Origin of the sequence: Pseudorhizobium flavum, assembly GCF_044142885.1 — a bacterium.
In the GTDB taxonomy this organism is placed as follows: Bacteria; Pseudomonadota; Alphaproteobacteria; order Rhizobiales; family Rhizobiaceae; genus Neorhizobium; species Neorhizobium flavum.
The window spans coordinates 27,309-39,644 of sequence record NZ_JBIOKZ010000014.1; the positions used below are offsets into that span (position 1 = coordinate 27,309).

9 protein-coding genes are annotated in these 12,336 nt (G+C 62.2%); 3 read left to right on the top strand and 6 right to left on the bottom strand.

From position 1 onward, the window contains the following. Complete coding sequence (locus tag ACEPP2_RS19445; protein ID WP_395517642.1) at positions 1-1,215, top strand: molybdopterin molybdotransferase MoeA; 1,215 nt, start codon at positions 1-3, stop codon at positions 1,213-1,215. A 54-nt stretch (positions 1,216-1,269) separates the two neighbouring features. Beyond that, complete coding sequence (locus ACEPP2_RS19450; RefSeq protein WP_395517643.1) at positions 1,270-2,700, top strand: cryptochrome/photolyase family protein; 1,431 nt, start codon at positions 1,270-1,272, stop codon at positions 2,698-2,700. 40 nt (positions 2,701-2,740) lie between these two features. Here the strand turns inward: ACEPP2_RS19450 and ACEPP2_RS19455 are convergent, their stop codons facing one another. The 4 genes from ACEPP2_RS19455 to ACEPP2_RS19470 all read right to left on the bottom strand — a co-directional run bounded on the left by ACEPP2_RS19455 (position 2,741) and on the right by ACEPP2_RS19470 (position 6,805). After that, positions 2,741-4,378, bottom strand: coding sequence for a CTP synthase (locus ACEPP2_RS19455; RefSeq protein WP_280514326.1), 1,638 nt, complete (start codon positions 4,376-4,378; stop codon positions 2,741-2,743). A gap of 126 nt (positions 4,379-4,504) precedes the next feature. Then, positions 4,505-4,960, bottom strand: coding sequence for a preprotein translocase subunit SecG (gene secG, locus ACEPP2_RS19460; RefSeq protein ID WP_395517644.1), 456 nt, complete (start codon positions 4,958-4,960; stop codon positions 4,505-4,507). Positions 4,961-5,052: 92 nt separating this feature from the next. Beyond that, the gene (gene tpiA / locus ACEPP2_RS19465; RefSeq protein WP_395517645.1) at positions 5,053-5,823 is read right to left on the bottom strand and encodes a triose-phosphate isomerase; all 771 of its coding nucleotides are present in this window, start codon (positions 5,821-5,823) and stop codon (positions 5,053-5,055) included. 94 nt (positions 5,824-5,917) lie between these two features. Further along, the gene (locus ACEPP2_RS19470) at positions 5,918-6,805 is read right to left on the bottom strand and encodes an alpha/beta hydrolase (RefSeq protein WP_395517646.1); all 888 of its coding nucleotides are present in this window, start codon (positions 6,803-6,805) and stop codon (positions 5,918-5,920) included. 195 nt (positions 6,806-7,000) lie between these two features. On the opposite strand from ACEPP2_RS19470, the gene parE reads away from it, so the two are divergent. Next, entirely contained in the window at positions 7,001-9,049 is a 2,049-nt protein-coding gene (parE, locus tag ACEPP2_RS19475) for a DNA topoisomerase IV subunit B (protein WP_395517647.1), read from the top strand. 30 nt (positions 9,050-9,079) lie between these two features. On the opposite strand, the gene ACEPP2_RS19480 is transcribed toward parE, so the two are convergent. Then, positions 9,080-11,635, bottom strand: a complete 2,556-nt coding sequence (locus tag ACEPP2_RS19480; protein WP_395517648.1) for an HWE histidine kinase domain-containing protein — start codon at positions 11,633-11,635, stop codon at positions 9,080-9,082. Continuing rightward, positions 11,628-12,185 (bottom strand): biliverdin-producing heme oxygenase, encoded by a 558-nt coding sequence (locus ACEPP2_RS19485; protein WP_395517649.1) that lies wholly within the window; start codon positions 12,183-12,185, stop codon positions 11,628-11,630. The genes ACEPP2_RS19480 and ACEPP2_RS19485 overlap by 8 nt, the downstream gene beginning before the upstream one ends. Between the last annotated feature and the right edge of the window lie 151 nt (positions 12,186-12,336).

Genomic DNA, 12,336 nt, shown 5'->3' on the forward strand with positions numbered 1-12,336 from the left:
ATGAGTCTTCTGCCAGTGCCCGAGGCAAAGACGAGGCTGCTTTCGCGGGCGCGCCCGATCGAGAGGACCGAGACGGTTCCGCTCGCCAAGGCCAATGGGCGGGTTCTTGCCAAGCCGCTGACCGCGCGACTAACCCAACCGCCCTTCGATGCGTCTGCCATGGACGGCTATGCGCTCCGCGCCGAAGATGCACCGACCGTCGGCGCAACGCTTGTGGTCACAGGCATGGCGGCCGCCGGTCATCCGTTCGAGGGTGCGGTTGCCAAGGGCGAGGCGGTGCGCATCTTCACCGGCGCCCCCGTACCCCCTGGAGCAGATACTGTCCTCCTCCAGGAAGACGCCGAACTGCTTGGGGGCGACCAGGTTCGCACGACGTTCGAGGTTCTCCCGGGGCGACACATCCGCCCGCGCGGCCAGGATTTCGTCGAAGGCGAAGCGGTGCTGCCGAAGGACACGCTCCTCGACTATTCACGCCTGACCGTCGCTGCGGCCATGAACCACCCCACGGTGGAGGTCTATCGCCGTCCGCGGGTCGCCCTCCTGGCCACGGGTGATGAACTCCTGCCGCCGGGGCAGACACCTCAAGCCGGCCAGATCATCGCGTCCAACATGTTCGGGATTTCGGCGCTCATCGAAGACAATGGCGGCGAAGTCGTCGATCTGGGGATCGTGCCCGACAACCAAGACGCGATAAGGAGTGCAGTGGACGCGGCAAAGGCTGCGGGCGTGGATGTGCTGGTCACTTCGGGCGGCGCCTCGGTGGGGGACCATGACCTCGTACAATCCACGCTGAAAGCGGCCGGGATGGAGCTGGATTTCTGGCGCATCGCCATGCGGCCGGGCAAGCCGCTGATGGTTGGATCGCTTGGGGACATGCAGGTCTTGGGCCTGCCGGGGAACCCCGTCGCCAGCCTGGTCTGCGGCCTGCTGTTCCTTGAACCTTTGCTCAGAGAGCTCGGCCGCCTCCCCGAGAGGAACCGGGAGGGGCATGCCGTCGTGGCGCGTGATCTTGCCGGCAACGACCGTCGGCAGGACTACCTGCGATCACGACTGAGCAGGGATAGCGAAGGAAATCTGGTCGCCGACGCCTTCGAAAAGCAGGATTCGTCGATGATGAAGATCCTCGCCCATTCAGATGCGCTGATCGTCCGGCCCCCGCACGCACCTGCACTGACTGTCGGCACCCCCTGCCCCATCCTCCTCCTGAGACCATGATCCGGGCCCGCTGATCAAGCGTAGAGCACTGTAGATCAATCTCCGGAGTTCGCCTTGCCTGCCGAGATCCCGCCTGTCATCGTCTGGTTCCGCCGGGACTTGCGCCTTGCAGACAACGCCGCACTGTCAGCCGCCGTCGAGACTGGCGCGCCGGTTATCGCCCTGTTCATCCGCGAAGGCAGTGCCGGCGGGGGTATGCCATTCGGACCAGCCCAGGCATGGTGGCTGCATCATTCGCTCTTGGCTCTGCGACAGGCGCTGCATGATCGTGGCGGTGATCTGCTCTTTTTCACCGGGGAGGCAGCGACGGTCTTAATCCAGGTTGTCCAGCAGACAGGCGCCAGTCAGATCTATCTCAACCGCAGCTATGAGCGCGATGATCAGGATCGGGAACTTGCCCGCCGATTGAAGTCCGCGGGCATTGCGGTGCATGCCTTCCATGGCCAGCTTCTTCACGATCCCTCACATGTCCGTACCGGAGCCGGAAAACCCTTCCGGGTCTTCACGCCGTTCTGGAAGGCACTACAGGCACTGGGAGAACCGCGCGAACCGCTCGCCGCACCCGATGCGATTAGAGGAGTCTCGTCCACGCCGCCATCGGAACAACTGGAAGAATGGGGACTGCTTCCGACCAAGCCTGACTGGGCCGCTGGATTCGGTGACATCTGGACTCCGGGCGAAGCCGGGGCCCGGGTCCGCCTGGAGGATTTCGTCGAAAACGGCCTGAGCGAGTACAAGTCAGGGCGTGATTTACCCGCTCGCGATATCACCTCGCGCCTTTCCCCGCACCTCGCCCATGGGGAGGTCACTCCGGCCCAGGCATGGCATGCGGCAAGCGGGTTCGATAACGGTGATCCGGGCCAGATCACGCATTTTCGCCGGGAGCTCGCCTGGCGGGATTTCAACTATTCGCTTCTGATCGAATTTCCCCGCCTCGCCACCGACAACTGGAACGCCGATTTCAATGGCTTTGCCTGGTCATTCGACGGTGCGCTCTACCGTGCCTGGAGTAAGGGCCTCACCGGCTATCCGATCGTCGATGCCGGCATGCGCCAGCTCTGGCGGGAGGGCTACATGCACAACCGCGTGCGGATGATCACCGCGTCCTTCCTGATCAAGGACCTGATGATCGATTGGCGGAAGGGCGAGGAATGGTTCCGTGAGACGCTGCTCGACGCCGATCCGGCCAACAACGCCGCAGGCTGGCAATGGGTCGCCGGCTCCGGGGCCGATGCCTCTCCCTTCTTTCGTATCTTCAATCCGACGCTACAGGGCGAGAAGTTCGACCCGGACGGGGACTATGTCCGGCGCTACGTGCCGGAACTGAGTCACCTAAACAAGAAATACATCCACCGACCCTTCGAGGCGCCGGATCACATCCTGCAGAAGGCCGGCATCAGGCTCGGGGAGAGCTATCCGCGTCCCATCGTTGATCACGGGAGTGCCCGCGCACGCGCCCTCGCCGCCTACAAAGCGACGAGATAGTGGAAAGGATAGACGGCGGTTTCACCTGCCGGCATCACCATCAGACCAGGCGGCTCTGCTCCAGCGCAGCTTCAATGAAGCTCGCAAACAGCGGATGCGGGTCGAGGGGGCGGCTCTTCAGCTCGGGATGATACTGCACCCCGATGAACCACGGATGATCCGGATACTCGATCGTCTCCGGCAGCAGTCCGTCGGGGGACATGCCGGAGAAGACAAGCCCGCAGCTTTCCAGCTTGTCCTTGTACTCGACGTTCACCTCATAGCGATGGCGGTGCCGTTCCGAGATTGCGGTCGAGCCATAGATCTCGGCGATCTTCGTTTCCTTCTTCAGCGAAGCATCATAGGCGCCAAGGCGCATGGTGCCGCCGAGATCGCCGGACGCGGCGCGCTTTTCCAGCGCGTTGCCCTTGACCCATTCCGTCATGAGGCCGACGACCGGCTCTTTGGCCGGACCGAACTCGGTCGAGGAGGCATCCTCGATACCGGCGAGATTGCGCGCTGCTTCCAGAACCGCCATCTGCATGCCGAAGCAGATCCCGAAGTACGGGACCTTTCGCTCGCGGGCGAAGCGGGCTGCATTGATCTTGCCCTGCGCACCGCGCTCGCCGAAGCCGCCAGGCACGAGGATACCGTGCACCTTTTCCAAATAGGGCGCCGGATCCTCCTTCTCGAAGACCTCCGACTCGATCCATTCCAGCTTGACCTTGACGTGGTTGGCAATTCCGCCGTGATGGAGGGCCTCGATCAGCGACTTGTAGGCATCCTTGAGGCCCGTGTACTTACCGACAATGGCGATTGTGACCTCGCCTTCCGGCGTATGGATACGGTTGCAAACCTCTTCCCAGGCCTGAAGCCGCGGCTTCGGAGCCGGCTCTATGCCGAATGCGGCGAGCACTTCAGAATCCAGGCCTTCCTTGTGATAGGCCATGGGAACGTCGTAGATATTCGCGACATCCAGCGCCTGGATAACCGCGGACGGGCGCACATTGCAGAACAGCGACAGCTTGCGACGCTCCGCCTCCGGGATCTCGCGGTCTGCCCGGACCAGCAGGATGTCCGGCGCGATGCCGAGCGCCTGCAGTTCCTTGACCGAATGCTGCGTCGGCTTGGTCTTCAATTCGCCGGCAGCCGGGATGTAGGGCATCAGGGTCAGGTGAAGGTAGACGGCCGAGCCGCGCGGCAATTCGTTGCCAAGCTGGCGGATCGCCTCGACGAAAGGCATGGCTTCGATATCGCCGACCGTACCGCCGATCTCGCAGATGACGAAGTCGTAGTCGTCATTTCCCTCGACCACGAAGTCCTTGATCTCGTTGGTGACGTGCGGGATCACCTGGACGGTGGCGCCGAGGTAGTCGCCACGTCGCTCCTTGTCGATGATGTTCTTGTAGATCCGGCCGGTGGTTATGTTGTCGGTCTTGGTGGCAGAGCGCCCGGTGAAACGTTCGTAGTGTCCGAGATCAAGGTCGGTTTCCGCGCCGTCGTCGGTGACGAAGACCTCACCGTGCTGCGTCGGGCTCATGGTGCCCGGATCGACGTTCAGATAGGGATCAAGCTTGCGAAGGCGTACCCGATAACCACGGGCCTGCAACAACGCTCCGAGTGCCGCGGCAGCAATTCCTTTTCCGAGGGAAGAAACCACGCCGCCTGTGATGAATACATATCGCGCCATGGGAGTCACCGGATACCTGTTCATGAGCGATTCCGCCAGCCCTATAATTCACCTTGGTGACGCTGGTCCACGGAATCTGGACAAAAGAAAACCGGCAGGCTTTTGGCCTGCCGGAGATTGTTGCAGCGAGGGCGTTTATTGGCCCGTCGGCACGCCCGTCGAATTGGCGGGAGCAGCCGGCGCCGGGGCCTGGCCTGCAGACGGCGCTGCAGCCCCACCCTGTGCAGGTGCCTCACCACCGGTCGGGACGCCATCCTGTGCGGGAGCATCAGCCGGGGCTTCGGACGTCGGTGCCGGACCGAGTGCGTCGAGAATGCCGCTACCGGTACCCTGCGTTGCCGGAATCCGATCGAGGATGTCGGTGGGCCGCGACTCGTAGCGCGCCAGGATGCCGAGGGTCATGGACGTCACGAAGAAAAGCGTTGCGAGAATGGCCGTGGTGCGGGTCAGCGCATTGGCCGTTCCGCGGGCCGACATGAAGCCGGAGCCGCCGCCAACGCCCAGTCCGCCGCCTTCCGAACGCTGAATCAGCACGACGCCGACGAGCGCGAGCACGATCATGAGGTGGATGACGATCAGAACGGTTTGCATGGCAAAATCCCTGCCCTTCGCAAGGGCAATAACATAAGGTTGGCGGCTCTTTACATGAGGCTGTTGCGCATTCCAAGCCCTTGCGGGCAGGTTTACGCCATCAGTTCTTCATAGACCCGGTAGATGGCGAGGAAATCCTCCGCTTTCAAGCTGGCGCCGCCGATGAGTGCACCATCGACGTTCGGGACGGCCATCAGCTCTTTCGCATTCGATGGCTTCACCGACCCCCCATAAAGGATGCGCATGGTGCTTCCTTGCTCCCCGAACCGCTCCGACAGTTCCCTGCGCATGAAGGCGTGCGCCTCCTCCACGTCGGCAACGGTGGGGGTCAGGCCGGTGCCGATGGCCCAGACCGGTTCATAGGCGATGACGGTACGCGCCGCGTTGGCTCCATCGGGGATCGAGCCGGCGAGCTGGCGCTTCAGCACGTCGAGCGTCTCGCCCTTCCTGCGCTGCTCCTCGGTCTCGCCAATGCAGATGATGGCGGTCAGATCGGCCGCATGGGCGGCCTCGGCCTTGGCGCGAACCAGCGCGTCTTCCTCGTCGTGGTCGGTGCGGCGCTCGGAGTGCCCGACGATGACGTAGGTTCCGAAACAGTCGGCGATCATCTCCGCCGAGATGTCACCGGTATGGGCGCCGCTTGCATTCTGATGGCAGTCCTGGGCACCGATCGACAATGGGCTGTCGGTGCAGAGGGCCGTGGCCACGTAGAGCAGCGTCGCGGGCGGGCAGATCAGCGCATCGACCTTGCTGGACAGCCCTCCCCTCACGCCTTCGCTGATCGCCTTGATCTGGTCCAGAGAACCCCGGGTCCCGTTCATCTTCCAGTTTCCCGCCACCAGCGGCCGTACGTCAGGCGTCATCTATCTGCTCCTTGCCCGCGGGCCGCAGCCCGCTGTTTCCCCAAAGCGTTTTAGTTCCTCAGACGGGAAAATCCACGAAAAATGGGATGTTCGATCAGTTCCCGTTCAACAGGAAAGTGAGGAGCTTGCGCCAGTCCGTCATGCGGATCGGCGTCCCGTGTCCACCGGTGTTGAAAACCGTAAGTCGCACCGGGTAGCCGGACTGTTGCAGCTTGCGATACACGGCCGCCTGCCCCTCCAGGGAGTAGACGCTGTCGGAACTCCCGTGGGACAGGTAGAGCGGCAGCCGACGCTTCGCCGCAGGCGTGGTGGCGTAGCCCGGGTCGGGCGGACCGCCCAGAACCGCAAGCCCGCTCAGGTAATGTACAGCTTCCCGGTCCCGGGCAATATGCGAGCAGACAGTCCCGCCCATGGAGGCACAGGCAAGCAGCACCGGCCGCCCGCGTGACTGTTCGAAAGCGTGACGGATCAGGAGCGCGATCTCCTGTGCACCGCTCCCGTCAAAGGAGGTGACGCTCGGGGCATAATAGGTGCCGCCATTCATCACGGCGAGGTTCTTCAGGCGATTGAAGTTGCCGCCGAAGCTGTAGTCGTTTGCGCCAAGGCGCCTATCGCCGCCGCGGCCGTGGACGAAGATCACCGTAAAGGCGGCGTATTTCTGCTTCCCGACGCGGGTGACGTCGATGAGACGACCGCCGAGCTGTAGCGTCTCGTTTTCCTGGTAACGCTTGACGCCCATCGACACGTAACTCGACTTCACACGTCGTTCCGGCACCTGGTCGCGCTCGTTGATGTCGCGCAGTTCCTGGTAGTCGATCACTTCGTAAGCACCGCCGTCGGCGGTTTCCAAGACGGGGAAGCGGGAGAACAGGGCATCCTTGTACGGCTTGATCGATCCTTCCTGTGGCAAGGCCGGTGCTGCGGAGAAGGCGATCATGACGAGGGCAAAAGCTGTGGCTAATGCGAAATGAACTGTGGACATGCACCTCTCCGGCTGCCTGATCACGCCTCGGCGCCTTGCCATTCGCGGGCGGGCGCCGCATTGCTGCCTGAGCACCGTTTCCCTGCCGCATCGCGAAAAAGCCAGCTTTCTGGCAGAATTGCCGGTGATTCGAAACAGCATGAGATGGCGATGGCCTCACCTTCAGCCCCTCGACAGGTAGTACCGACTGACCCGATGGATGACAACAACGACCTTTTCGCCGACCTGCCCCTCACCAGACCGGCGGCTCTAGAGCAGGACGCGCCAAAGGACGCAGTGCCGGCACCAGTGCCAGTACAACGGTCGATACCGTCTACAGATGACTATGGCGCATCCTCGATCCGGGTCCTGGAGGGACTGGAGCCTGTGCGTATGCGTCCGGGCATGTACATCGGCGGTACGGACGAGAAGGCCCTCCACCACCTGTTCGCCGAGGTCATCGACAATTCGATGGACGAAGCCGTGGCCGGCCACGCCAACTTCATCGAGGTTCATCTGGACCGCGAAGGCTTCCTGACCGTCACGGACAACGGCCGCGGCATCCCTGTCGAGAACCACCCGCAGGTACCGGGCAAGTCCACCCTCGAAGTCATCATGACCAAGCTCCATGCGGGCGGCAAGTTCGACGGCAAGGCATACGAGACCTCCGGCGGCTTGCACGGCGTCGGAGTCTCGGTGGTCAACGCGCTTTCGGATCTGCTCGAGGTTGAGGTCGCCCGGGACCGCAAGCTCTATCGCCAACGTTTTTCACGCGGCGTGCCCCAGGGCGGGCTGGAGGAACTCGGTCCGGTGCATAACCGACGCGGAACGCGCGTTCGTTTTCATCCGGATCCGCAGATCTTCGGCGAGCATGCCAGGTTCGATCCGGGCCGCATCTTCCGGATGGCGCGCTCGAAAGCCTATTTGTTCGGTGGCGTAGAAATTCGCTGGTCGTGCGATGACGGCATGGTGCCGCCAGGCGGTGACATTCCCGAAAAGGCGGTCTTCCATTTCCCCGGCGGCCTCAAGGACTATCTCTCGGCCACGCTCGGCAAGGATTTCACCGTTACCCGCGAGATCTTCGCCGGACGGACCGAGAAGACCGGGGGGCACGGCGCCCTCGAATGGGCCATTACGTGGTATGGCGGCGATCCGCAGGTCCACTCCTACTGCAACACCATCCCAACTCCTGAAGGTGGAACGCACGAGGCAGGCTTGCGAATCGCCCTGACCAAGGGGCTGAAAAACTACGCCGACCTGACGCAGAACAAGCGCGCGGCGCAGATCACGACCGACGACGTGATGATCTCTGCCGTCGGCATGCTGTCGGTCTTCATCCGCGAGCCGGAATTCGTCGGCCAGACGAAGGACAAGCTGGCGACTGTCGAAGCACAGCGTATCGTCGAGAATGCACTCCGCGACCCGTTCGACCACTACCTCGCCGGCAATCCGGGTGAGGCGGCAAAGCTGCTGGACTGGGTGATCGAACGCGCCGAGGAACGCCTTCGGCGGCGCAAGGAAAAGGAAGTCAACCGCAAGACGGCGGTGCGCAAGTTGCGCCTGCCCGGCAAGCTCGCGGACTGCTCGCAAAGCACGGCCGAAGGCGCGGAATTGTTCATCGTCGAAGGTGACTCGGCGGGAGGCTCGGCGAAGCAGGGCAGAAACCGGTCAAACCAGGCGATCCTGCCGTTGCGCGGCAAGATTCTCAACGTCGGCAGCGCGAGCCGGGACAAGCTCTCCGCCAACCAGCAGATTGCCGATCTGATCCAGGCCCTCGGCTGCGGAACGCGTACGAAATACCGCGAGGAAGATCTTCGCTACGAGCGCGTCATCATCATGACCGATGCCGATGTCGATGGCGCGCACATTGCTTCCCTGCTGATCACTTTCTTCTACCAGGAGATGCCGGAACTCATTCGCGGGAATCACCTCTATCTCGCTGTCCCGCCCCTTTATGTCCTGCGGCAGGGTGCAAAGACCGTCTATGCGCGCGATGACGCCCACCGAGCCGAGCTGATGGAGACTGTCTTCAAGGGCAAGAAGGTGGAGATCGGCCGGTTCAAGGGCCTCGGGGAGATGATGCCGGCGCAGCTCAAGGAAACAACCATGGACCCCGCCAAGCGCACGCTCCTGCGTGTCGGGATCGACGAGGTGGACTTCGAGGGTACCCGTGAGGCGGTGGAGAACCTGATGGGGACAAAGCCGGAGGCGCGCTTCCGCTTCATTCAGGAACGCTCGGCTTTCGCCGACAATCTGGATATCTGAAAAATCGTGACGGCGGGCCGGTGCGGCACCCTAGGCGTTGCCCTGCCGGCCCGCTAGAACGCGGCCGATCGCTCGTATGAGGACGGAACTCTCATACGGCTTGCGCAGGACCGGAACGTCAAGATGTTCGGGAATCGTGGAGCGGTCACTGTAGCCAGTGGCAAACATGAACGGGATGTTGCGACTTAGCAGTTCCTGCGCCACCGGTAACGACGTGCCACTGCCGAGGTTGACATCAAGGATCGCGAGGTGCGGCGTCAGCTTTTCGAGCCGCCGAAGTGCTTCCGCCGCGGACGGCGCCGTCGTCACCTTCTGCAGACCATGCTCTGCGAGAATCATCTCGACATCCGCCGCGATCAGCATCTGGTCCTCCACCAGCAGCAACTCGACGTCCGAAAGATCGGGCTGTCCCTGTTCGTGGCCATCTGCGGCAGCCTCGACCGACTGCGCCTCCTCGTTCTCGCTCTCGGCCTGCACATGTTTCGACGGGATGCAGAAGTAACCCTGAAGCCCAGTCGGCGCATAGTCGATCCGGCTGTGCCCACCCAGTTCGTAGGAGATGCTGCGACCGATCAAAACGCTGCCGAAGCCAGTCCGCACGGGCGCCGTCACGGCGGGTCCGCCGTTCTCGCTCCACCAGATCTCGCACTCGCCCGCTTCGCCCTTCTGCCAGCGGACAGAAAGATTGCCGCCAGACAGGGAGAGACCACCATATTTTGCGGCGTTCGTTGCCATCTCGTGAAGCACCAGCGCCATAACCGAGAAGGACCGGGCATCGAGCCAGACAGACGGTCCCTGCAGCAGGATCTGGCGGTCGCCAGCCTGGTAAGGCTGCAGTTCCGCCTGCAAAAGGTCGCGAAGAAAGCCTCCGTCGCCGCTACGGACGATCTGGTCATGGGCCAGAGAGAGCGCCTGCACCCTGCCCTTCAACGAGGCGATGTACGTATCCAGCCCCTGCTGCGTGTCGACGGGCCTGCCAATCAGGGACTTGATTACGGACAGGATGTTCTTGACGCGATGGTTGAGCTCTTCGTTCAGCATCCTCTGCCGGACGTCCGCCTTGCCCCGCTCATCCGCCATGAGCTCGTTATGGTGAAGGACGATCTCGACCAGCACGCCGCGGATGACCTCTGCAACCTCTCGATCCGCCTCCGACCAGGGCTGTGCCCGATTGTGGACTGCCTCTTTCCAAATCGCGAAGCTCTTCCTTGGCGTCAGCCGGTCACCAAGCGGGCCGCTCTCGTAGGATTTCTCCGGGTTCCCTGCCCAGTTCAGGGTCTGAACCAATTCCCTTCGGAAGAAATAGAGATAATCCCGGGACCGTTGTGAAAGCGGGATGGCGAGGACGCCGCAAATATCGGCGGGGGAGATGGTCGATCCCGGCAGATCCGCAGAAATCTGATCGGTCCACCATGTCCGTCCGGCGGAGGCTTCGCCGCGAAGTTCAACAAGCTCCACCGCTTGTTCCGCCGAGGGCGCGGCCCCGGTGCTTGTCCAGACGCCACCCAGCCATAGGCCCATGCCGTCGCACGCAAGCATCTCGCCGAATTCGCCCAGCGAGGTCCGGAGAAGGTCTCGGATGTCGGCGTGGTGAGAGGCGACCTGCAGAAAACGATCCAGAGCCACCCTCACCTCACGGTTCTTCTCGACCACCTGCTTCTGCAACAAAGCGGCAAGGTGAAGGGAAAAGAACTCGCCGAAAGTCTCTGCGGCGATACGCTGAGGCATCGAAAGCGTCTTCGGCGAATAGTGGTGGCAGGCGATCAGTCCCCACAGATCACCGTCAACAACGATCGAGATCGACATCGATGCCGCCACGCCCATGTTGCGAAGATATTCGCAGTGAACGGAGGACACGCTTCGCAGATGGGCGAAGGACAGGTCGAGCGGATGCTCCCTTTCTTCCTGCTCGGGAAGGATCGCGACCCTCACGTCTCTCGCGTCGGAAATGACGCGGATCGTGTTCTTCAGATAAAGGACACGCGCTTGCTTGGGGATGTCGCTGGCCGGGAAATACTGACCCTTGAAACTCTCGAGGTCACGCCGCTTGTGCTCGCTGATGACCTGGCCCGAGCCATCTTCCTCGAAGCGATAGATCATCACCCGATCATAACCCAGCAGGGCATGGATCAGGCGGCTTGAGCGCTCAAGCAACTGCTCCACATTTCTGATGTTCCGTATCCGGCTGATGAGCATTCGCGCGACTTCGAGCGGCTGGTCGTTGGTTGCAGTGACCGGCTCGAACTCCATGATGGCGCCCGCATCGTGGACATGCACCGCCACATCAAACCTGTTGCCGTCGGGCAGCTCCATCCCATGGCGAAGCGCCGGACGCGCTGGGTCGCCTGCAGTCGCGATGGCGTTTCGCAGTGTGTGCGCAAGCTCACGGCCGAATATTTCCTCCAGCCGTGCTCCAGCAGTGAGGCCAGGAATCGCTAGCATCTCGGCGGCATTGGCTGAAAACCGCCTCACCTCGGCACCCGCGTGGTCGCAGGCGATCAGGCAGCCATGGGCCTGGATGCTACCGGGAATCTGGATTGGTTCACGGTCGCAATTCGTGAGGTCGACGGTTTGAGCCTCACGCATCCTGCAGCCTTTCGAAGGCTCCACCGACGGCGGCAAAGACTGTTTCGGACGCTGCCACCAGCTTGTCCAGGTCGAGCTCCGGAGCTTCGTCGAGCAGTTTGACGAGCTGCCGCCAGCGAGCGAGGCTTTCCGACTGCGCGAAAAGGTGGCGGGCTCCAAACTCGCCGGTCAAGCCCAATTCCTGCGCCCGCCGATAGAGAATACGGGCGCCGAGCGAGGATCCCTCGGCGACATAAAGAGTTCCGAGAAGAGTCTCCCGATCCGATACCTGCAGCGATGATTCATGCATTGCAGGCGGCTGCAATCCCAGATCGCCAAGATCCTGGCGCAGAAGGGGCAAAAGCTGAGGAGCGTGGTCGAGCGGCGGAAGGTCGGCTGGCCAGTCAAAACCTGCCATCGCCTCCTCGTATGCGGAACGAAACGCGTAGGTCCCCCTCAGGTAGCGATGATAGTCTGCTATCGTGGAGAAAGATCCGACAATGGCTTCGACCCGTGCATGGGACAGCGAAGTGCGATCCCTGACGAGGAACCGACGTGAAGATAAATTCATCAGAACAGTTCTATGAGTTGAATGTCCGTCATATTTAGCTCCTACCTCATCTGCGACAAGTGCGAGTTAGTGATTTTGTGATCGTCCTGCGTGTAACCTGTGCAATAGTTATCAGATACCGCAATGGCGCGATCGGACAGGACTAGGAGCA